This window comes from Sphingomonas sp. R-74633 (assembly GCF_013416555.1).
Lineage (GTDB): Bacteria > Pseudomonadota > Alphaproteobacteria > Sphingomonadales > Sphingomonadaceae > Sphingomonas.
Genome location: NZ_JACCFG010000005.1, coordinates 309004 through 331527, shown reverse-complemented (window position 1 = coordinate 331527; position 22524 = coordinate 309004). Strand labels below are relative to the sequence as shown.

The window sequence follows — 22524 nt, the reverse complement described above, 5'->3', positions numbered from 1 at the left end:
GGGGAGATTTCATGCGCCGCACTTCGCTTTTGATCGCGCTTTCGCTCGGCCTGTCGCCGGCGAGCGCCTGGGCGCAAAGCGAGCCGGTTTTCAGCCCCGGCGAAGTGCGCGCGCATGTCGAGTTCCTGGCCGACGACCTGCTCGGCGGGCGCGACAATGGCACCGAGGGTTTCGACATCGCCGCGCGCTATGTCTCGAGCCGCTTCGATGCGATGGGCTTCAAGCCGGGCGGCACTGAGGGCTGGTACCAGCCGGTGAACATCGCCGAATATGTGCTCAATGCCGACAAGCCCGCCCAACTCGCAGTGGGCACGAAGAAGTTCGCCGCGGGCGAGGATCTGCTGGTCGCGCCGAGCCCGCGCTATGGCGAGGACACGCAGACGCTCACCGCTGATGCGGTATTCGTCGGCCATGGCCGCGACGAGGATTATGCCGGGCTCGACGTGACCGGCAAGTTCGTGGTCGCCACGCTCACCCCGCCGCCGGGCGTGACCCCGGGCAAGCTCGACAAGGCGATGATCGCCGGCAAGCACGGCGCGCTCGGGCTGATCTATGTGGTGACGCCCGACAATCTGAAGGGCGCTTTCCCCTGGGCGCAGGCGGTGATGTACTTCCAGCAGCCGCAGACCAACTGGCTGGCGCCCGACGGCTCGCCCAAGGGCGAGAATCCCGGGCTCAAGATCGGCGCCTATGTGAAGGGCGCCGCCGCAGACGCGCTGTTCAAGGGCGCGCCGATGAGCGCGGCGCAGGTCTATGCCAAGATCGCCGAGCCCGGCGGGATGCCCGGCAGCTTTGCGCTCAAGCAGCGCGTCACGCTGGAACGCACCAGTATCGTCACGGTGAAGAAGAGCGAGAATGTGATCGGCATCCTGCCCGGATCCGATCCGAAATTGGCGAGCGAATATGTCGTGATCTCCGCGCATCTCGATCACGAGGGCACCCAGCCCGGGATCGAAGGCGACGACAAGATCTTCAACGGCGCAATGGACAATGCCGCGGGCGTGGCGACGATGCTCGAGGCGGCGCGCGCCTTCAAGCAAAGCGGCAAGCGCCCGCGCCGCTCGATCCTGTTCGTCGCGCTGACCGCCGAGGAGGACGGGCTGATCGGCTCGGAATTCATGGCGCGCTATCCGGTGGTCGGCAGCGGCAAGGTGGTCGCCGACGTCAATCTCGACATGCCGATCCTGCTCTACGACTTCCAGGACGTGGTCGCGTTCGGCGCCGAACATTCGACGCTCGGGCAGATTGTCGAGCGCGCGGCAGCGAAGATGGGCGTGACGCTGTCGCCCGATCCGATGCCCGAGGAGCAGCTGTTCGTGCGCTCGGATCACTACAGCTTCGTCAAGGCGGGCGTGCCCTCGATCTTCCTCGTCACCGGCTTCAAGAATGGCGGCGAGAAGGCGTTTCGCGACTTTCTGAAGACCAACTACCACAAGGTCTCGGACGACCTGAAGCAGCCGTTCGACTGGCAGGCCGGGGCCAAGTTCGCCAGGATCAACTATCTGATCGCGCGCGAGATCGCCGATGCCGACCAGGAGCCGCGCTGGTACGAAGGCAACAGCTTCGGGATGCGCTTCGCCAAGGACGCGCCCAAGGCGCCGCGCCCGGCGGGTGCGCCGGCGGCGGGTGCGCCGGCGGCGGCACCCACCTCGGTGCTTACGATCAAGGTCCAGCCCGCGGTGAAGAACTAGGGCCGATAGCGCCTTTCGGTATGTGCCTTGAGCTCGGCCGGATCGAACCAGACCGGCTTGAGCTTGTGCGCGACGAACAGCGGCGCCTGGTCGGTATAATGCGGCGAGTCCGGCCGGGTCGTCGCCGCGCCGAAAGGCTGGACCGACTGCGAACGCACCTTGCCCGCCTTGTCCCAGGCCATGAACATGATGAAGCTGTCGCCGTGGCGGATGGCCAGGCGGCCGTCGGGCAGTTCGTCATAATTGGTCGCGGCGCGCAGCGAATCCGGGCCGCCGTCGAGCGGCAGGTCGACCTTGCCCTGTTGCAGGCGGATCAGGTTGCCGAGCGGCAGATCGAGCCGGCCGAAATGCGTCTGGAGATAAGTCGCCGCCTCGATCAGCACGGTGCGCGGATCGGGCTCGGGCTTGCGCTCATAATGCCAGCGATTGGGGTTGCGCAGGATCGAATAGGCCAGCGCATCGGCAGGCCCCTTGCCGTCGAAATTCCAGTCCCACTGGGCGAGCAGCGCATGCGCCTTCCCCAATAGCGGATCGCCCCGAGGATCGACCGCGAGCAGCTTCTTGTACCAGACGCCCAGATAGCCCTCCGCCGCGACGCCGCTGTCGTACTTGATCCGCATCAGGTCGTCGGCGCTAATCGACGGGTTCGCGCCCATCAATTCCAAGGCACGCGTGCCGCGATTGGTGGTGTCGGTCTCAACGCCGAGCAAAACCGGCTGGAGCGGGATCTCCGAGCCGGTGCCGGCGGCCTGATAGGGCGAGTTGTTGGCATTGATCAGGAAGCCTGATTTCGGGTTCACGTTGCGCGGGACCATGCTCCACGGCACCGTGCCCGGGGCAAAGTCCTTGGACGTGTCGCCGGGCAGCACGCCGGCATAATCATAGCCCGGCTTCCGGTTGGGAAAGCTCGCATTGTAGAAGTGGGCGATGTTGCCGGCGGCATCGGCATAGAGGAAGTTGGTGCCCGGCACGCCCTGCATCGCCAGCGCCTTTTGCCACTGGGCAAAATCCTGCGCACGGGTGAGCCGGTAATATTCCTCGACCATCCTGAGCTGGTCGGCCCCGCCATAGCGCAGCGCGAAGCTGCCGCCCTTGTTGCGGATCACCGGCCCCTGCACCGCGCGCCACACGGTCTTGGGCACCGGCAGCACGAACGGGCCCCACAGCTTCACCGGCAGCCACACGGTCTTCTTCTCGAGCGGCCGCCACTGGCCGTCGAACCGGTAGCGATCGCCGTCGGTGACCAGCTTGTAGACATCGATCAGGTCGGGGCGGTTGACCGTGTTGGTCCAGCCGAGATGCTCGTTATGGCCGAGCAGCGGATAGGGCGCGCCGGGAAAGGTTGCGCCGGCGAAGTTCCAGCCCTGCTTCGAATGCACGACCAGCTCATACCAGGCAGCGGCCCCGCGCCACGGCTGGTGCGAATTCGAGACCAGCCGGGTGAAGCCGTCCGCCGCGCGGCGCGGGCCGACGACAAAGGCGTTGGACCCGGCCTGGCCAGGCTCCGAACCGAGCGGGGTGACATCGGGCGCGTCGGGCGCGGGGCCGGCGCTCTCGCGCGGCAGCGGCTTGTCGCCCGACAATGCGCCGAGCACGCCTTCCAATCCGAAGAAGAAGGGCGAGCGCAGCACGAAGCCGGTGGCGATGTCCTTGCCGTCGACCGGGAACAGCCGCGCGAGGCGGACTTCGCCGGGATGCTTCTCGGCATAAAGGTTGAGGCCCGCGGCATAGCCGTCGAGCAACGCGCGGACGTCGGCCGGCTGCTTGTCGTAATCGCGGTCCACCGTCTCGCGCGCGCCGAGCAGATGGAGGACATAATCGGTCTTCGCCCCGTCCGCCCCGGTCATCGCGCCGAGCCGGCCGCGCGTCATCGCCACGACTTCCTGCAGCGTCGAGAAATCATCCTCGGCATGCGCACAGGCGATGCCGTACGCGACATCGGCGTCGGTGGTGCCGAAGATGTGCGGCACGCCGAAAGTGTCGCGGGCGATCTCGACGTCATAGCTGTGGGCCGGCGGCGGTGTCGCGCGGCCGGCGGTCAGCGGCTCCCAGCTTGCGAGGAAGATCGCGGCGAGGACGAGCAGGGCGATGACGCCGAGCCCGATACGGCGGAGCCAGCGCATCACTTCGCCTCCTGCCGATCAGATTGTTCGTTGCCGACAAAGCCCAGCTTCGCGCCCGGCAGCTTCGCGAGCACCCCGATCACCTTGTCGACGCAAGCATAATCGGCCCTGGGATGGGGCTGGAAGTGGATCTCCGTGCCGGCATCGGCAAGAGGCTTCAGCCGGTCGCGCAGCTGATCGAACCGCACTTCCTTGCCGTCGAGCAATGTCCGGCATCCCCGGGGCGGGATCGTCAAATGGACCTCGGCCGGCAACGCCAGGTTCGTTTGCGCCAAGAGCAGAGCCAGCAGCATATCCCTCCCCCCGAGCACCGGTCGTGCCTTTGGAACGAGGCTAGCAGCCGCGCCCGTCCCCGCAACGAAAAAGGCCGGAGCTTGCGCCCCGGCCTTTCCGTCCCTTCCCTGGTGCTGTCCGTGGGAAGGAGAAAGCCTCAGAACCCGGCCTTCAGCGTCACGAAGAACTGCTGCGGCGCGCCGACCATCAGCGTCTGATTGTCGCCGGCATTGCCGAAACCGTTGGTGCCGATCGTCGCGATATACTTCTTGTCGAACAGGTTGGTCGCATTGGCCTGGATCTCCAGGCCGTGGCCGCCCAGGTCGAACTTGTAGCCGAGCGTGGCGTCGACCAGCACGCGGCCGTTCACCGACTGGTCGTTGGTGTAGGTGAAGTAGCGCTTGCTCATATAGTTGGCGCCCAGCCGCGCGTTGAAGCCGGCATGGTCATAGGTCAGCTCGCCCTTGAGCAGATGCTTGGGCGCATCCACCACGGTCTTCCCCTTGGTCGCGGCGAGCAGCGTGCCGGCGGCGTTGCGGACGTCGTCCCGGTAGGTCGAGTCATTATAGCTGTACGAGGCGAAGACGCCGAAGCCGCTGCCCAGGCGCAGGTCGCCGGTCGCCTCGAAGCCGACCGCGCGGACGCCGCCGACATTCTGCAGCGTCACCGGGTTGCCGACGATGCCGGCGCCCGTGGTCACGCCGAGCAGGCGGTTGCGGAAGTTGACATAATAGCCCGCCAGCGAGCCGGTGAACGGCCCCGAGCGGACGCGGCCGCCAAGTTCCCAGGTATCCGACTGTTCGGGCTTGAGCTTGGTCGCGCCCGAGAGCAGCGCGTTGAAGCCCGCCTGGGTGGTGGCGAACGGGCCGGTCGTGGCCGAGGCGACGAAGGCGCGCGTCACTTGGCTGAAGCCGCCGAACAGCTCGGCACCGCCGCCGATGCGGAAGTTGAAGCCCGCGGTCGGCTGGAACCAGTCGGTCACGTCGATCTCGCCCGAGGCGAGGCCGCCGGCGGTGTTCGGATCGGCCTGGTTCTTCACCTTGAAGCCCTTCCAGCCGAGATTCAGCGTCAGGTCGCCGAAGGTCAGCTTGTCCTGGACGTAATATTGGAAGGTGTCGGTGGTGTAGTCGAAGTCCCACTGGGTGGCGAAGGGGTTCGACTGGAAGTCGAGGCTGTCGCGATCCGGCGCGGTGCGGCTCGACAGGGCGTAGAAACGGCGGGCCTGCTGGAACTGGTTGTTCTCGTACCAGAAGCCGACAGTGACGTCGTTATGCTCGCCGAACTGGCCGCCGGTGTGGCCGAAAACGCCCTTGCGGTCGATGTCATATTCGGTGGTGCGGATCGAGATCGGCGAGGCGCCGGCGCCCGGGCTCGGCACGTACGGCGTGTACCACAGGCCCTGGCCGTGGTTGTTGTGGTAATAGCCCTTGAGCGCGAAGTTCAGCCCGCCGGTCTCGCCCTCGACGCCGAACGCGCCCAGCCAGTCGCGGCGCAGGCCCGCGGCGTCATAATAGGCATCGTCCACCGTCGCGATCGGCGCGGGATAGACGGTGCCGGCGGCTGCGTTCGACACCGGAGCGCCGGTGTCGCCGCGGTTGTTGGCGATGTCGGCGATGCGCACCGCGAGCGCATAGTCGTTCGAGATATTGTCCCAGTCATAACCCAGCCGGTTGATCATGCCGAGCGAGAGGTCCTGATAGTCGTTCTCGCGGCGATCGGAGTAGCTGAGCGTGCCGACCAGGCGGACGCCCTCGGCCACCGGCGCGACGAACTTGCCGTTCGCCTGGTTGGTGCGCTGCGAGCCCCAGCCCTTCCACTTGTCGAGATCCGAATAGACGTAGGAGGCATAGGCCTTCACGCCGCCGCCGATGTCGCCGGTCTCGATGCGGCCGAAGATTCGCTTGGTGTTCTCGCTGCCATAAGTGCCCTCGGCATGGACGCCGAACTGGTCCGAAGGATCGCGCGAGAAGAATTCGAGCGTGCCGCCAAGGTTGTTGGTCGCCTGGCTGCCGATCGCGCCGGCGCCCTGCGAGACGCGGACTTCGCCGACATTCTCGGATGTGATCGCGCGGCTGATATGGAGCCCGTTGACGTTGCCATAGCTGGCGTCGCCGAGCGGGATGCCGTCAAGCGTGAAGCCGAGCTGGTTCTGGTTGAAGCTGCGGATCGAAACGCGCTCGGCCCATTCATAGGCGCCGAACGGATCGGCGGCGGTGAAGTTGACGCTCGGCAGCTTCTCGATCGCCTTCAGCGGGCTGGTGCCCGCGGCGAGCTCGGCGATGTCGCTGGCGGAGAGCTGCTGGACCTGGCGGGTTTCGCCGCGGCCGATCACCACGATCTGGCCTTCGCTGCCGCTGTCGTCGTCGGCGGAGACAGGCGTGACGGTCTGCGCGTCCTGCGCAAAAGCGGTGCCGCTCGTCAGAATCGAAGTGCCGGCCAGCAGCCAGATTGCAGCCTTACGCATGGGCGATGTTTCCCTGGGATATTCGCACGAGGCCCCAATGCCCCGGCGGGCGGAGGGCTAGGCATTGTGCGTTGCAGCATCGGGTAGCCGCGATGTCATTTGCGCGTCGGCCGCGTTACATGTTTCGGACAGGCAACAAAGCCCAGCGTGCGCCGTGGCTTGGCGGATGGCCCATGGTCACTACATGATGGGCGGGATGTAGCGAGCGCCCCTTGTGTTGCTTTATTGCAACACTATCTCGCGGGCTGATTGAACAGGGACGAGCATGAACCTCGAGAAATTCACTGACCGCGCCAAGGGCTTCCTCCAGTCGGCGCAGACCGTCGCAATCCGGATGAGCCACCAGCGCATTGCGCCCGAGCATCTGCTGAAGGCTTTGCTCGAGGACGAACAGGGCATGGCGAGCGGGCTGATCAACGCCGCGGGCGGCGATGCCAAGCGCGCGCTCTCCGAAACCGACCTCGCGCTGTCGAAGATTCCGGCCGTCTCGGGCGGCGGCGCGCAGCAGACGCCGGGGCTCGACAATGACATTGTCCGCGTGCTCGACCAGGCCGAGCAGATCGCCCAGAAGGCGGGCGACAGCTTCGTCACTGTCGAACGGCTGCTCGTCGCGCTCGCGCTGTCGCTGAACACCGCGGCAGGCAAGGCATTGCAGGCGGCGGGCGCGAAGCCCGAGGCGCTCAATGCGGCGATCAACCAGCTGCGCGGCGGGCGCACCGCCGATACCGCCGGCGCCGAGGACCGCTATGACGCGCTCAAGAAGTTCGCGCGCGACCTGACCGAGGCGGCACGTTCGGGCAAGCTCGACCCCGTCATCGGCCGTGACGAGGAGATCCGCCGCACGATCCAGATCCTGGCACGGCGCACCAAGAACAATCCGGTGCTGATCGGCGAGCCGGGTGTCGGCAAGACCGCGATCGCCGAAGGGCTCGCGCTGCGCATCGTCAATGGCGACGTGCCCGACGGCCTCAAGAATCGCACGCTGATGTCGCTCGACATGGGCTCGCTGATCGCGGGCGCGAAGTATCGCGGCGAGTTCGAGGAGCGCCTCAAGGGCGTGCTCGACGAAGTGAAGGCCGGCGAAGGCGACATCATCCTGTTCATCGACGAGATGCACCAGCTGATCGGCGCGGGGAAGACCGAGGGCGCGATGGACGCAGGCAATCTGCTCAAGCCCGCGCTCGCGCGCGGCGAGCTGCACTGCATCGGCGCCACCACGCTCGACGAGTATCGCAAATATGTCGAGAAGGACGCGGCTCTCCAGCGGCGCTTCCAGCCGGTGTTCGTCGGCGAGCCGACGGTCGAGGACACGATCTCGATCCTGCGCGGATTGAAGGAGAAGTACGAGCTGCACCACGGCGTGCGCATCACCGATGCTGCTCTGGTCAGCGCCGCGACGCTCTCCAACCGCTACATCACCGACCGTTTCCTGCCCGACAAGGCGATCGACCTGATGGACGAAGCAGCCTCGCGCATCCGCATGGAAGTCGAGTCCAAGCCCGAGGAGATCGAGACGCTCGACCGGCGCATCATCCAGCTCAAGATCGAGCGCGAGGCGCTGCGCAAGGAGACCGACGACGCGTCGCGCGACCGGCTCGAGACGCTGGAAAGCGACCTCGCCAATCTCGAGCAGCAATCGGCCGAGCTGACCGGGCGCTGGCAGGCGGAGAAGGAAAAGATCAACTCCGAATCGCGGATCAAGGAGCAGCTCGAAGCCGCCAAGACCGAGCTCGAACAGGCGCAGCGCGCCGGCGATCTCGGCAAGATGAGCGAGCTCAGCTACGGCACGATCCCGGCGCTGACCAAGCAATTGGAGGAGGCGCAGGCCACTACCAAGGGCGCGATGCTGCGCGAGGAAGTAACCGCCGAGGACATCGCCGCAGTGGTTGCGCGCTGGACGGGCATTCCGGTCGACAAGATGATGGAAGGCGAGCGCGAGAAGCTGCTCGCGATGGAAGAGCAGCTCGCCAAGCGGGTGATCGGCCAGGCCGATGCGGTGAAGGCGGTATCGACCGCGGTGCGCCGTTCGCGCGCCGGGCTGCAGGATCCGAACCGGCCGCTGGGCAGCTTCCTGTTCCTCGGCCCGACGGGCGTCGGCAAGACCGAGCTGACCAAGGCGCTCGCCGAGTTCCTGTTCGACGATCCCAACGCGATGGTGCGCATCGACATGAGCGAGTTCATGGAGAAGCACGCGGTCGCGCGGTTGATCGGCGCCCCTCCCGGCTATGTCGGTTATGAGGAAGGCGGCGTGCTGACCGAGGCGGTTCGCCGACGTCCCTATCAGGTCGTACTGTTCGACGAAGTCGAGAAGGCGCATGGCGATGTGTTCAACGTGTTGCTCCAAGTGCTCGACGATGGCCGCCTGACCGATGGCCAGGGCCGCACGGTCGATTTCTCGAACACGATCGTGATCCTGACGTCGAATCTAGGCTCGCAGTTCCTCACCAATCTGGGCGAGGGGCAGTCGGTCGAGAGCGTCGAGCCGCAGGTTATGGAGATCGTGCGCGGGCATTTCCGCCCCGAATTCCTCAACCGGCTGGACGAGATCATCCTGTTCCACCGGCTCGCCGCCGAGCATATGGCGCCGATCGTCGACATCCAGGTCGGCCGGGTGGGCAAGCTGCTCAAGGATCGCAAGATCACGCTCGACCTCACCGATGCCGCGCGCGCCTGGCTGGGCCGGGTGGGCTATGACCCGGTCTATGGCGCGCGCCCCCTGAAAAGGGCCGTGCAGCGCTACCTCCAGGATCCGTTGGCCGACATGATCCTGCGCGGCGACGTGAAGGACGGATCGACGGTGAAGGTGGACGAGGGCGACGGCGCGCTGGCGCTTTCGGTCGGCTGAGGCCCGCGTCCCGGGCGAAAGCCCGGCGAGCCCAGCGCTCCGCCAAACTCCGGGCAAAAAGAAAGGGGCGGCTCCCGAAGGAGCCGCCCCCATTTTTTGGCAGTCGGGAAGGCTTAGAAGCCGACCTTCACACCGGCCTTCAGGTAACGGCCGAGAATGCCGTTGCCGCCCTGAACGGCGTTGTAGTTGTTTGCACCGTAGGTGACCGGATCGATCGGAGGCAGACGATCGAAGACGTTGTTCATGATGCCGTAGATCGTGAACTGGTCGTTGACCTTGTACCGAACGCTCATGTCGAAGGTGATGTAATCGCTGACGTCGCACGGCGTGATGCCGAGGCTCGATCCGCAATCCTTGTAGTTATCACCCTGGTCGGTCGCCGACAGGTTGTACCCGCCGAAGTAGTTGACCGTGCCGTTGAGCTGCAGGCTGCCGAAGTCGAGCGTGGTCAGCCAGCTGCCATGCCACTTCTGCGTGCCGTTGCCCGACGTCAGGTTGAAGTTGCCGAGCGTGCCGTCATAGCGCTGCTCAACACCGTTCACGATCGTCGACAGCTTCAGGATGTAGCTGGCTTCGAGCGAGGTCGAGACACGGAAGCCGTCGGTAACCTTGACGTCCGCAGTCGCGGTGAAGTCCAGGCCTTCCGACTTGATCGTGTCGGCGTTGATCAGCGTCGACTGGATGAACGCCACGCGCGGCTTGGCCGTCGGGTTGTTCACGTCCGGCGCATCCGGGATCACCGTGATGGTCGGATCGATCGCCGTGCCGGCATAATATGCCTGCAGCGCCGAACCGGTATCCGGCGAGGTGATCGCCCCGGTCTTCTCGATGTTGTAGTAGTCGACGGTGAACGAAACGCCGCGCATCGGCTCGAAGATCGCACCAGCGGTGAAGCTGCGCGACTTTTCAGGCTTCAGGTTCGGGCTCGCCAGCGTGGTCAGACCGTAGCTCTGCTTCACATAGGCCGGGCAGGCCGTGAAGTTCGCGACGGTGCAGGTCGCGCCGTACTGGGCCAGATAGGCGTCCGTGAAGGCGCTCGACGAAGGCGTGACGTAGCCGGTGGTCGGCAGGGCGTTCGCCTCGCCGAACGACGGGATACGGAAGCCCTTCGAGTAGGTGCCGCGGAGCACGATCTGCTTGATCGGCGTAACCTTCACGCCAACCTTCGGCGAGAAGGCGTCCTGGCCGCTCGAGTAGCGGTCATAACGACCCGAGGCGTTCAGGCCGATCCAGTCGGTGATCGGCGCATCGAGCTCGGCGAAGGCCGAGGAGATGGTACGATTGCCGCTGGTGCCGAAGGCGTTCAGCGTGAAGTAGCGCTGGGTCGGGCCGTTGATGTCGGTGTTGCCGCTGGGAGCGTCCACACCTTCATAACGGATCGAGCCACCGAAGCCGAACTGCAGCGGGCCACCCGGCAGGTCCATCAGGCTCGCGCTGAGGCTTGCCTGCAGCTGATACTGATCCGAGCTCGAGTTCGTGACGTTGACCGGGGTCAGATAGTCACGGACCGACTGCGGCGTCGCCGCCGGGTTGCGGAAGTTGTAGGTGCCGTCCGCGATCACATCGAGCAGGTGCTGGATGTAGACATAGCCGTCCTGCGTACGACGCAGATCGGTGTGCATCGCCGTTGCGCCGACGTTGAACGTGATCTTGTCGGTCAGGTTGCCGGTGACGCCGATCGCACCGCGATACGCACGGTTGCGCGTCGCGTTGTAGGTGACTTCACCCGTGTCCATGCCGATCAGGCGGGCGACCATCGGGGTCGTTGCCGAAGCGAACGGATTGTTCGGGTTCAGCACGCCATTGGCAGCGCCGCAGCCCGGAACCGTCGGGACGCCGTTGACCATCGTCGCCGAGACGCCGTTGGCGCGCGGGCAGACCCAGTTCGGCAGCGCCAGGATGCCCGAGCCGGCCGCACGCGGCGGAACGGTGTTCACACTGGTCGAGAAGGTCGGGAAGAAGATGCCCGTCGGCGCGGTGCCCGAAATGGTAGCCGGGAAGCCGTTATAGTCGACGTTGCTCTGCATGAAGTTGATCTCGGCATATGCCTCGATCGTGTCACCCAGGCGGGCGGTCACGCGGCCCGAAGCACCGAAACGCTCGATGTTCGGCGTGATCGTGCCCCAGAGGTTGGTCGCGTCATACTGACAGACCGTGCTCGGCGACGTCGCCGACATCTGCGCCGGGGTCAGGTTGACCGAGGTGCCGATGCCGCAACCGCTGAGGTTCTGATAGCGGCTGCCGGCAGCCGTGGTGGTGTTGGTGATGTCGTACGGACGAACCATGAAGTTCGCACCGGTGGTCAGCGCAACAACGCCGGTCGCCGGGTTGATCGCGTTACGGACGGTGGTGCCGCCGCAATGGCCTTCGAAGCAGATGCCGGTCGCGTCGTCCGAGTTGTACGGATACGGACGATCCTTGTTCATCAGCGCTTCGGACTTGTAGTAGAAGCCCGAGATATAGGCGTTGAAGCCGTCCTCATCGAGGTCGCCGGTGCCGGCCGAGGCCGTCAGGCGATAGCTCGGAGCATCGCCGCGATCGGAAATGCCTGCTTCAGCGCGTGCGTTGAAGCCCTTCACTTCCTTCTTGGTGATGATGTTGACCACGCCCGCGATCGCGTCTGCGCCGTAGGTCGACGATGCGCCGTCGCGCAGCACTTCGATGCGCTCGATGATGTCGTCAGGAATGGTGTTGAGGTCGACGAAGTTACGCGAACCGTCGTCGGCGAGCGGGTAGTAGGCGGCGCGCAGGCCGTCGAACAGCACCAGCGTCGAGTTGGTCGACAGGCCGCGCAGCGACACGGCCGATGCGCCGGCTGCGAATGCGCCGTTGGCCGAGAAGCTGTTGGTCAGTGCCGGGCCGTTGTTCGAAGCGAGCTGCTGGATCGCGTCCTGCACCGTCGAGATACCGCGCTTGTCGAGGTTCTCGGCAGTGACGACGGTGACGGGCGACGGGGTCGCTGCGCCGGCGGCGCTCTGGAACATCGAGCCGGTGACGACGATCGTGCCTTCGTCCTGGCTGGTGTCCTGGGTGGTGGTGGTGGCCGGAACCGTCGTCGACGGAGTCGGCGTGGTCTGGGCGAAGGCAGGCGTTGCCGCCATACCGCCCGCGAGCACGAGCGCAAACAGCGCCGTGCTACCGCGCAGGGTGATCTGCGTGTTCTTCATGGTGATCCCTCTGTATGTCCGGCCGCTCCGCAGGCGCTCGGCTGCCGGGTTGTCTCCCCGCTCCTCCATCCATTCGTGTGCAACTCACGTGTCGGGATGGTGGAGCTTGAACGGATCGTGAATGGCCACCCCCGACCTGTAAACTGCGCAGCACCATGCTGCGCGCGCTTTCAACCGCACTGTAGCTAAAATGCCACAACGACGCGTGTAATATTGCGCGTTTGCGTCGATTCCTGTTTCTTTATGTTGCAGCGCGACACATTCGCGCCTCAATCCGTAACGGGCATTGACCCCGCTACGAGCAGCGGATCGATCCGCGCCTCGCGCCACTTCAGACTCCAGTGCAAATGCGGGCCCGTGGCGCGCCCCGTCATCCCCACTGCGCCGATCGGCTGGCCGCGGCGCACATGCTCACCGAGCTTCACGTCGATCCGCGACAGATGCATGAAGGCACTGTTGAGCCCCATGCCATGGTCGACCATCAGCAAATTCCCCTCCAATGTGAAGGGCTTGGCTGCCGCCAGGATCACCACGCCGTCCGCCGGCGCGAGCACCACCGTGCCCGTGGGTCGGGCGATGTCGATTCCCGAGTGATAGGATCCCGGCTCGCCCCGGTAGATTCGCTGCGATCCGAACAGCGTCGAGATGCGGCCGACCACCGGCCAGAAGAACGGCATCTGGCGCCAGCCCTGCGCATCGGCCTGCAGCTTTCGCGCAGCATTGATCTGGGCAAGCTCGGCCGGACGGACCCGGTCGAACTCGGGGCGCGGCACCGGATATTTCGGCAGTGTGTCGAGGCGGGAAATATCCCAGGCACGCGGCGCGATCGCCAGCGCCTGTTTTTGCTGCGACCCGTCACCCAAAGTCGCCACCAGTGTTGCGCCAAGGCCATGGTCGCGGTCGAAGGCGATCAGGAACTTGCGGTCCGAGGTGAGCGGCACTGATTCGCCGTCGAGCGTGAGCAGGCTGGTGCCCTTGGGGGCGGTGCCGATCACCGCGCCGCCCTGGATCAGCTGGCCTTGCAGCGTGAAGGGGCCGGCGATGTTCGGCGCGCGGGGGATCGGTGCAGCCTCCCCCGACGCGGGCGCGCTCGGGGCGGCGGCGGGCAGCTGCGCGCTGCCAAGCAGAGTGAAGCCGAGGATGGCGGCGGGAAGCCGGGCAGCGAGTCCCATCAGATGCGCCCCATCAACCGCGCATTGCCTGCATCGCCAGTTCGGCGGAGGCATAGGGCTCCTGCTTCTCGACGCTCCAGTAGCGCAGCAATTCGAGCGGGATTTTCTCGCCGCTGACCGCGCAGACGACATGATCGCCCGGCGTCAGCACGCGGAAGCCATTGGCCATGAAATGGAGGCGCGCCGTGCGGGCGACCGGGTTCGACATCAGCATGGCGGCATCCTCGAAACGTGCATTCTCACAACAGGCTGGGCTGTTCGGGCTTGGGCGCATCATAGGATTTGCCGGCGGGCCGCTCAACCCGGGCGTCGACGGCGCCGTCGATGAAGTGGAGCGTCACCGCACCCGCAGCACGCGCAGCATCGGCGGTACCGACCACCTTCTTCGTGCCGCGCGCCTCGACCCAGGCATAGCCCTTCTCGAGCGGGCGGTTGGGATGGACCAGCTCGAGATGCCGCCCGATCCCGTCGAGCTTCTGCCGCGCCGCCGCAAGCCGCTGGTCGAGCATCGCGGGGCGCAGCGCCCCCGCCGAGCGATCGAGCACGCCGCGCGCGACGGTCACCCGTCTTTCGAGCGCACGATCGAGCCGGGCGCCGAGATCGTCCATCTTCTGGCGCTGCGGCCCGAGCAATGCGTCGCGCTTCGGCAGCACACGCACCAAAGCCGCCAGCCGCTCGCCGGCGCGCTCGTGATAGCGGCGCGCGCAGCGCTCGGTGCGATGCGCGAGCGTCGCGATCGTGTGGCGCACATCGGCGAGCACCGGCACTGCGATCTCGGCCGCCGCAGTCGGCGTCGGCGCGCGCAGATCGGCGGCGAAGTCGCAGAGACTCGTGTCGGTCTCATGCCCGACCGCGGAGATCACCGGGATGCGGCAGGCGGCAACGGCGCGCACCACCACCTCTTCGTTGAATGCCCAGAGGTCCTCGATCGAGCCGCCGCCGCGCGCGACGATCAGCAGGTCGGGCCGCGGCACCGAACCGCCCTCGACGAGCGCATCGAACCCCCGGATCGCATTGGCCACTTCCTGCGCGGCGCCGTCGCCCTGCACCTTGACCGGCCAGACCAGCACATGGCTGGGGAAGCGATCCGCCAGCCGATGGAGGATGTCACGGATCACCGCGCCGGTGGGCGACGTCACCACGCCGATCACCTTGGGCATGTACGGCAGCGCCTGCTTGCGCTCGCGGTCGAACAGGCCTTCGCCCGCCAGCTTGGCCTTCAATTTCTCGAACAGCGCCATCAACGCGCCTTCGCCGGCGAGCTCCATCCGCTCGATGACGATCTGGTATTTGCTGCGGCCCGGATAGGTCGTCAGCTTGCCGGTGACGATCACTTCGAGGCCGTCCTGGGGTGCGAACGGAATCGCGCTGGCGGCACCCCGCCAGATCACGCCGTCGATCACCGCATCGGCATCCTTGAGCGCCAGATAGGCATGGCCAGAAGCCGCGCGCTTCCACCCCGAAATCTCGCCGCGGAGGCGAACATGGCCGAACTCGCCCTCGACCATCCGTTTCAGGGCAAGCGATAATTCGCTGACCGAAAGCGCCGGTGCGTTGTCGCCCGCCACCGGCTCGGCTACGAGCCGCCCTGGCGTATCGAAGAAGGGGTCGTCCATGAATGTCCTATTGCTCGGCTCGGGCGGCCGCGAACATGCTCTGGCGTGGAAGCTCGCACAATCGCCGCTGCTCGAACGGCTCTACGCCGCGCCGGGCAATCCGGGAATAGCCGAGCACGCCGAAATCGTGGACATCGCGATCGGCGACCACCGCGCGGTGATCGATTTCTGCCTGCGCCATTCGATCGGCTTCGTCGTGGTCGGACCCGAGGCGCCTTTGGTCGCGGGTCTCGGCGACAATCTGCGCACCATGGGCATCGCCGTGTTCGGCCCGAACAAGCTCCCCGCGCAGCTTGAGGGCTCGAAGGGCTTTACCAAGGATCTGTGCGCGCGCGAGAAGATCCCGACCGCCGGCTATGTCCGCTGCGAGAGCCGCGACGGCGCGCTCGCCAGCCTCGAGGATTTCGGCCTGCCGGTAGTGATCAAGGCTGATGGCCTGGCCGCGGGCAAGGGCGTCACCGTCGCCTTCACCCATGAGGAAGCCGAAGGCGCGGTGCAGGATATTTTCGCCGGCGCCGGCGCCAGCGTGGTGATCGAGGAATTCCTGGAGGGCGAGGAAGCCAGCCTGTTCGTGCTCACCGATGGCGAGGCGTTCGTGTCGTTCGGATCGGCGCAGGATCACAAGCGCGTCGGTGACGGCGATACCGGCCCGAACACCGGCGGCATGGGCGCCTACAGTCCCGCCCCGGTGCTCACCACCGCGCTCGAAGCCCAGGCGATCGACGAGATCGTCCGCCCGACGATCGAGGCGCTGGCGCGGATGGGCGCTCCCTATTCGGGCGTGCTCTATGCCGGGCTGATGCTGACGCCGACCGGCCCCAAGCTGATCGAGTATAATGCCCGCTTCGGCGACCCCGAATGCCAGGTGCTGATGCTGCGCTACCAGGGCGACCTGCTCGCGTTGATGCTCGCCGTGGCCAAGGGCGAGCTCGCCGGCCAGCCCGCGCCGGTGTTCGCCGACAAGACCGCGCTGACCGTGGTAATGGCCGCCAACGGCTACCCCGGCACGCCCGAGACCGGCGGCGCGATTTCGGGGATCGACAAGGCCGAGGCGACTGGAGCCAAGGTGTTCCACGCCGGCACCCGCATGGACGGCGACACGCTCGTCTCCAGCGGCGGCCGCGTGCTCAACGTGACGGCGCTGGGCGACACCGTGAAGGAAGCGCAGGCGGCGGCGTACAAGGCGGTCGATGCGATCGATTTCCCGACGGGCTTTTGCCGCCGCGACATCGGCTGGCGCGAGATCGCGCGCGAAGGCTAGACGTCCCGCCCGGCCCAGCGCCCTTCCATCAGCGTTCGGACCGTGGCTTCCCAATTGGTGAAGCCCCAATCGGCTGGGTCCTCCTCGCCGAGCGCCCGGTCGCTCAGCCCGCGGAAGATGTCCTCCAGCGGCACCGGGCGGCGCGTTTCGGTGGAATAAAAGGCGCGGATCTTCGAGCGCGCGCCCTGCGTGCCCTCGGGCAGCACGACGCCGAGGCGGCCCGACGCCAGCCGCAACAGGCTGCCGGTGGGCGCCACGCCGATACTGCGGAAAAAGGCGAAGAGCAGCTTGGGGTCGAAATGCCCGGTCCAGCTGCGCATCTTGGTGACCGACTTCACCGGGGTCCAGCGATCCTTGTAGACCCGGTCGGAGGTCAGCGCGTCATAGACGTCGCAGATCGCCCCCATCCGCGCCGCCAGGCTGATCGCCTCGCCCTGCAGCCCGAAGGGATAGCCGCTGCCGTCCATCTTCTCATGATGCATCAGCGCCACGTCGAGCGCTTCCTGGTTCACGCCATTGCCGCCGTACAGCATCACATGCCCGTTTTCGGGGTGCTGCTTGATCACCTCAAACTCATAGTCGTTGAGCTGGCCCGGCTTGTTGAGCACCTCCGCAGGCACCGCCATCTTGCCGACATCGTGGAGCAGCCCGGCGAGACCCATTGCGCGGACCTGCCCGTCCTCAAGCCCGATCTCGCGCGACAGATTGACCATCAGCCCGCAGACCGAGACCGAGTGGAGATAGGTATATTCGTCCTTCGACTTGAGCCGGGTCATGTCGAGGAACATCGCCGGGTTGCGCGCGACGCAGTCGGTGATCTCGGCCACGACCGGCGCCGCGAGGCGCGCGTCGATCGGCAGACCCCGCCCGGCATTCTCGTAGATTTCCTGCGTCACGTCGCGGGCATGCGCGATCGCCCGCCGGGCCTGGTCGCGCTCGATCTTCACCACTTCGGGCGAACGGTCCTGGATCCAGGCCGGATCATAGGGCTCGGCTGGCGGCGGTACCGGCGCGGCGCCATCGGGGCCGATGCCGCGCGCCAGATCGATCACCACCACGGCTACTTCGCTCGCGCGCAGCTGCTCGAGATCCACCGCACGTTCGAGCAGGAATCGCGACCGCCAGAAGGGATGCGTCATCCACGAGCCCTCAAAGCCGTGGATGAACATTCCGAGTTTTACCTGGCTGGGGGCAATTCGTTGCAGCAATGGCTTCTCACATCCTCCGGGTATTTTAGAGGAATTCGCGTCCGGCGACGCTGCTTTCACGCAAATTGCGTAAACTGGAATGACATATTATAACATCTCGTTCATCTGGCGCTCATCTCGAAGGCGCAACATTCCGGAACTGGGCGCGCAGCGACTCGCGCGTCGCACTCTGAAGGGGAGAGTTGCCATGTCGCGTACCGCTCTGCTGCTCGGTTGTTCCGCTCTGCTCACCACCTCCGCCGCGCCGCCGCCCTTGCCCAAGGCCGGGCCGGTCGCTCCCGCCGTGGTTCAGGACCGCCACTCGCCGGTGCGCTGCGTGCGCGAGAATACGGACCGGGATATCCGCAGGCGCCCGCGCTATGCGCCGCCCCCGATACCTGCGCCAACCCCGATGCCCATGCCGATGTACGAGTCGATGCCGGCGCCCAGCGTGATGGCGCCGCCTCCGCCACCGGTCGCCACGCAGGGCGTCTTGCGCAGCCAGCTCCAGACGCTGCCTGCCGCCAAGGTCACCGGCACCCCCGGCTATGGCACCCCCGGCAATAGCGAGCGCTATGACGGCAAGGCGGTCGCGTCGATCCTCTCGGTCGCCGACCAGCCCGTCTCCACCTTCTCGGTCGATGTCGATACCGGTGCCTATGCCAATGTCCGCCGCTTCCTGACGCAAGGCCAGGACGTGCCCGCCGAGGCGGTGCGCACCGAGGAGATGATCAACTATTTCCGCTATGATTACCCGCGGCCGGCGTCGCAGGATGTGCCGTTCAGCGTCACCACCGATGTCTCGACCACGCCGTGGAACGCCGAGACGCGGCTGCTGCGCATCGGGCTGCGCGGCTATGACGTCGATGCCAGGGGACGGCCGCCGGCGAACCTGGTCTTCCTGGTCGATGTCTCGGGATCGATGGAGGATTCTGACAAGCTGCCGCTGGTCAAGCACGCGCTCACCCAGCTCGCCGATCGGCTGACGTCGAAGGACCGCGTGTCGATCGTCGTCTATGCGGGGGCCGCCGGCGTGGTGCTCGAGCCGACTTCGAGCAAGGAATATGTGAAGGCGGCGCTCGACTGCCTGTCAGCCGGCGGCTCCACCGCGGGCGGCGACGGGATCAAGCTCGCTTATTCGGTCGCCCGCGCCAACTATCTCAAGGGCGGGATCAACCGCATCTTCCTGGCCACCGATGGCGACTTCAATGTCGGTGTCAGCGACAACAAGGCACTGGAGGCCCTGGTCAAGAAGAACCGCGACGACGGCATCACGCTGACCACGCTCGGCTTCGGCCAGGGCAATTACAACGAGGCGATGATGGAGCGCATCGCGGACGTCGGCAACGGCAACTATGCCTATATCGACAGCGCGATGGAGGCGACCAAGGTGCTCGACGACGAGCTCTCCGCCACGCTGTTCACCATCGCCAAGGACGTGAAGGTCCAGGTCGAGTTCAACCCTGCTCAGGTGAAGCAATACCGGCTGATCGGCTATGAGAACCGCGCGCTGGCCGAGGAGGATTTCAACAACGACACCGTCGATGCCGGCGACATCGGTGCGGGGCACCAGGTCACCGCGCTCTACGAAGTCGTGCCCGCCGGCGCGCCGGGCTGGACCGCCGAGCGCCGCTACGACGCCAATCGCACTGCTCCGGCAGCCTCGACCGGCAGCGAGATGGCCTTCGTCAAATTGCGCTACAAGGCGCCGGGCAACGAGACCTCGAAGCTGATCGAGCGCCCGGTGCCGGCGAGCCTGCTGCAGAGCGCACAGGCGCCGCGCGGCGACATGGCCTTCGTCACCTCGGTCGCCGCGTTCGGCCAGCATCTGCGCGGCGACAAATATCTGAACGGCTATAGCTACCGCCAGATCGGCGCGCTCGCCCCGGCGTCCGAGAATTACTGGCGGAGCGAATTCACCAGGCTGGTGAAGCTTGCCGATTCGGGACACTCGGCGAGAGGCTCCAGCGACTAGCTTGTCGCGCTGCGCCGCACCACGGTATGCATTGCACAGGAATCGCAATTCGTACGACGGGGACAGGCGCAGATGAACAGCACGGAACCGCTCTTTCACGGGGCTCCGATTTGGTTGACGCTCCCGTTCGCGGTCATCGCGGCGGGAGTCGTCTTCGCGCTCATGATCCTGTTCTGGGGTGCCCGCCTCGCCAGCCGCCGCCGCGCGGCGAACGAGGAGATCGAGGAATTTAACGAGGACTATGTGCAGGAGACGCCGCCCGCGCGGCCGATCACTCCGCCCGTCGCCCCGCCGCCCCCGCCGATCGTCGAGCCGCCGGTAGCGGCGCCCGAGCCGATCGCGCCGCCGCCCGCGCCTGCTCCCGAGCCCGTCGCCGAAGCCCACGCGCCCGTGGCGGCGCCCGAGCCGGTAGTGGAGCCCGAGCCAGTCGCCGAGATCGTCCCCGCCCCGCTGCCGCCGGTGGTCGAGGAAACGCCGGCACCCGAGCCGCTCGCCCCCGAACCCCTCGCAGACGAGCCGATCGCCGCCGCGTTCGATGCCTCGCCGGCCGCACTCGCTTCGGACGTCGCCGCGCCGGTGCCGGCCGAACCCGCGCCTGCGCCTGCGCCTGCGCCCGCGGCCACCGCAGCCGATGACCTCACCCGGATGAAGGGCGTCGGCCCGCGCCTTGCCGATCGGCTGGGCACTGTCGGCATCACCAGCTTCGCGCAGCTCGCCGCGCTGACGCCCGAGGAAGCCGATGCGCTCGACGCCAAGCTCGGCGACTTCCAGGGCCGCATCCACCGCGACCGCTGGATCGAGCAGGCGAGCTTCCTCGCCAAGGACGACATCGCCGGCTTCGAAGGCGTGTTCGGGAAGCTCTAGCCTGCGCGGAACAGCCCGGGCGCATTGGCCTGCACTGTCGCGAGCATCTCCTCGTGCGTGCAGGTCAGGCCCTGCGCGCTGAGTGCGATTTCCCCGAAGCCGAGCAGCTTGTTGCCCGAAGCGAGGCGGCCGAACAGCGTGCCCGGACGATAGCGCTCGGGCTCGCGCAACCAGAGCGAAACAAAGCGCTGGCGCTTGATCGACATGTCCGCAGCGCGGGTGAAGGCCGTCCAGGGTATGCGCTCGTGTGACCAGCGGCGCCAGAGCACGCCTTCGGGGCCGATCTCCATCACCGGGCCGGTGCGGAAAAGCTGGCGTACGAAGCCCAGCGTGCAGAGCGGGAACAGGATCAGCCCGCCCCAGCCCGCCCAATAATGCAGGGGATCATGCACCGGGTCGGCGAGCCGCACCGCAAACGCCGCGGCGCCGCTCATCAGCAAGCCGAGTGCGATCAGGCCCAGCTGCTTGCCCCGCGACGTGTACGCGACAAGCCGGGCCGCCGCGCTCACTTCTCCGCCCGGTCCACCAGCAGCTTGTCGATCTTGCGCCCGTCCATGTCGACGATCTCGAAGCGCCAGCCCTGCTCGACAAAGCTGTCGCCTTCATTGGGCAGCCGCTTGAGCACCGCCAGCGCGAGGCCCGCGACCGTCGCGTAATCGCGGTCCTCGTCGAGATCGAGGCCGAGCCGGTCGGCGAGCATGTCCGCGGGCATCTGGCCCGAGACGAGCAGCGAGCCATCCTCGCGCGTCACGATATTGGGGTTGTCGCTCGGATTGACGTCCGAGGCGAGCTCGCCGGCGATCGCGGCGAGCAGATTGGCCGGCGTCACAATGCCTTCGAAATGGCCATATTCGTCATGGACGAGGCCCATCGGCACTTCGGCGCGGCGCAGCGCACCCAGCGCGTCCATCGCATCGACCGTGTCGGGCAGGATCGGCGCCTCGCGCATCAGCTTGCGCAGTTCGAGCGCCTCGCCACGGAACAGAGCCGCGGCGATATCGCGCGCCTGGACCACGCCGATCACCTTGTCGACCGAACCCTCCGCCACCGGCAGGCGGGTGTGCGGGGTGAGCAGCAGCGCCTCGCGAATGCCGTCGGCGTCGAGATCGACATCGACCCAGTCGACATCGGTGCGCGGCGTCATCACTTCGCGCACCGGCCGGTCGGCCAGGCGGACGACGCTCGAGATGATCGAGCGCTCATGCTCCTCGATCACGCCCGACTTGCTGGCTTCTGCCACGATAAGGTGCAGTTCCTCGGCGGTGACCCGGTTTTCCGATTCGCGGTTGAGCCCGATCAGGCGGAAGATCAGCCCGCTGGTCGAATCGAGCAGCCAGACGATCGGCGCGGTGGCGCGGCTCAGCCACAGCATCGGCACTGCCATCGCCACCGCGATCGGCTCGGGCGAGCGCAGCGCGAACTGCTTGGGCACCAGCTCGCCGATCACCAGCGAGAAGAAGGTGGTGATGCCGATCACGATCGTGATGCCGAGCGTGTGCGCCAGCTCCTTGTGCACCCCGAGCAGCTCGATCCGCTGCGCGGTCGGCTCGCCCAGGCTCGCGCCCGAATAGGCACCGGCGATGATCCCGATCAGCGTGATGCCGATCTGCACGGTGGAGAGGAACTTGCCCGGATCGGAGGCGAGCAGCAGCGCGGTGCGCGCGCCTGCCCCGCTGCGTCCGGCCCGTGCCATCGCCTCGAGCCGCGCCGAGCGCGACGAGACGATCGCCAGTTCGGACATCGAAAAAAGGCCGTTGAGAACGATCAGCGCGAAGATGATCGCTACGTCTATCCAGGGGAAAGGCGCTAACATGGTGTGGCGCCTTCATATCCGCAGATGGTGCCCTGCGGCAACTGGCGTTGCATCCACGCAACGAAAGCGCGGT

The 22524-nt window shown here is 66.5% G+C and carries 15 protein-coding genes; 5 read left to right on the top strand and 10 right to left on the bottom strand.

Annotated elements, in window-relative coordinates; translation table 11 throughout:
- Positions 1–11 precede the first annotated feature (11 nt).
- Positions 12–1691: a M20/M25/M40 family metallo-hydrolase gene (locus tag HZY97_RS17645; protein ID WP_180146885.1), complete on the top strand. Its 1680-nt coding sequence runs from the start codon at positions 12–14 to the stop codon at positions 1689–1691.
- Here HZY97_RS17645 and HZY97_RS17640 read toward each other — a convergent pair.
- From HZY97_RS17640 to HZY97_RS17630, 3 genes are all read right to left on the bottom strand, one after another.
- Positions 1688–3814, bottom strand: coding sequence for a penicillin acylase family protein (locus HZY97_RS17640; protein WP_180146882.1), 2127 nt, complete (start codon positions 3812–3814; stop codon positions 1688–1690). The genes HZY97_RS17645 and HZY97_RS17640 overlap by 4 nt on opposite strands.
- Positions 3814–4107 (bottom strand): biopolymer transporter ExbD, encoded by a 294-nt coding sequence (locus HZY97_RS17635; RefSeq protein ID WP_180146879.1) that lies wholly within the window; start codon positions 4105–4107, stop codon positions 3814–3816. The genes HZY97_RS17640 and HZY97_RS17635 overlap by 1 nt, the downstream gene beginning before the upstream one ends.
- A gap of 137 nt (positions 4108–4244) precedes the next feature.
- Positions 4245–6551 carry a TonB-dependent receptor gene (locus HZY97_RS17630; RefSeq protein ID WP_180146876.1) on the bottom strand — a complete coding sequence of 769 codons (2307 nt, stop codon included), beginning with the start codon at positions 6549–6551 and terminating at the stop codon, positions 4245–4247.
- A gap of 265 nt (positions 6552–6816) precedes the next feature.
- Here HZY97_RS17630 and clpB point away from each other — a divergent pair, with 265 nt between their 5' ends.
- The gene (clpB, locus tag HZY97_RS17625) at positions 6817–9396 is read left to right on the top strand and encodes an ATP-dependent chaperone ClpB (RefSeq protein ID WP_180146873.1); all 2580 of its coding nucleotides are present in this window, start codon (positions 6817–6819) and stop codon (positions 9394–9396) included.
- Between the two features lie 113 nt (positions 9397–9509).
- Here clpB and HZY97_RS17620 read toward each other — a convergent pair whose 3' ends face one another.
- The 4 genes from HZY97_RS17620 to xseA form a co-directional block, all read right to left on the bottom strand.
- Entirely contained in the window at positions 9510–12563 is a 3054-nt protein-coding gene (locus tag HZY97_RS17620) for a TonB-dependent receptor domain-containing protein (RefSeq protein WP_180146870.1), read from the bottom strand.
- A gap of 269 nt (positions 12564–12832) precedes the next feature.
- Positions 12833–13735 (bottom strand): M23 family metallopeptidase, encoded by a 903-nt coding sequence (locus tag HZY97_RS17615; protein ID WP_180146867.1) that lies wholly within the window; start codon positions 13733–13735, stop codon positions 12833–12835.
- A gap of 13 nt (positions 13736–13748) precedes the next feature.
- Positions 13749–13949 (bottom strand): DUF2093 domain-containing protein, encoded by a 201-nt coding sequence (locus HZY97_RS17610; protein ID WP_180146865.1) that lies wholly within the window; start codon positions 13947–13949, stop codon positions 13749–13751.
- 25 nt (positions 13950–13974) lie between these two features.
- Positions 13975–15351, bottom strand: coding sequence for an exodeoxyribonuclease VII large subunit (gene xseA / locus HZY97_RS17605; protein ID WP_180146862.1), 1377 nt, complete (start codon positions 15349–15351; stop codon positions 13975–13977).
- Here xseA and purD point away from each other — a divergent pair.
- Positions 15350–16612, top strand: coding sequence for a phosphoribosylamine--glycine ligase (gene purD, locus HZY97_RS17600; protein ID WP_180146859.1), 1263 nt, complete (start codon positions 15350–15352; stop codon positions 16610–16612). The genes xseA and purD overlap by 2 nt on opposite strands.
- Here purD and HZY97_RS17595 read toward each other — a convergent pair.
- Positions 16609–17880: an HD-GYP domain-containing protein gene (locus HZY97_RS17595; RefSeq protein WP_373684418.1), complete on the bottom strand. Its 1272-nt coding sequence runs from the start codon at positions 17878–17880 to the stop codon at positions 16609–16611. The genes purD and HZY97_RS17595 overlap by 4 nt on opposite strands.
- Before the next feature lie 127 nt (positions 17881–18007).
- Here HZY97_RS17595 and HZY97_RS17590 point away from each other — a divergent pair, with 127 nt between their 5' ends.
- Both HZY97_RS17590 and HZY97_RS17585 read left to right on the top strand, forming a co-directional pair.
- Complete coding sequence (locus HZY97_RS17590; RefSeq protein WP_180146853.1) at positions 18008–19774, top strand: VWA domain-containing protein; 1767 nt, start codon at positions 18008–18010, stop codon at positions 19772–19774.
- A 114-nt stretch (positions 19775–19888) separates the two neighbouring features.
- Entirely contained in the window at positions 19889–20638 is a 750-nt protein-coding gene (locus HZY97_RS17585; protein ID WP_180146850.1) for a hypothetical protein, read from the top strand.
- On the opposite strand, the gene HZY97_RS17580 is transcribed toward HZY97_RS17585, so the two are convergent.
- Together HZY97_RS17580 and HZY97_RS17575 are read right to left on the bottom strand one after the other, a co-directional pair.
- Positions 20635–21147 (bottom strand): STM3941 family protein, encoded by a 513-nt coding sequence (locus tag HZY97_RS17580; protein WP_180146847.1) that lies wholly within the window; start codon positions 21145–21147, stop codon positions 20635–20637. The two genes, HZY97_RS17585 and HZY97_RS17580, sit on opposite strands and share 4 nt — an antisense overlap.
- Positions 21144–22451 (bottom strand): hemolysin family protein, encoded by a 1308-nt coding sequence (locus HZY97_RS17575; protein ID WP_180146844.1) that lies wholly within the window; start codon positions 22449–22451, stop codon positions 21144–21146. Before HZY97_RS17575 ends, HZY97_RS17580 begins: the two co-directional genes overlap by 4 nt.
- Positions 22452–22524 lie beyond the last annotated feature (73 nt).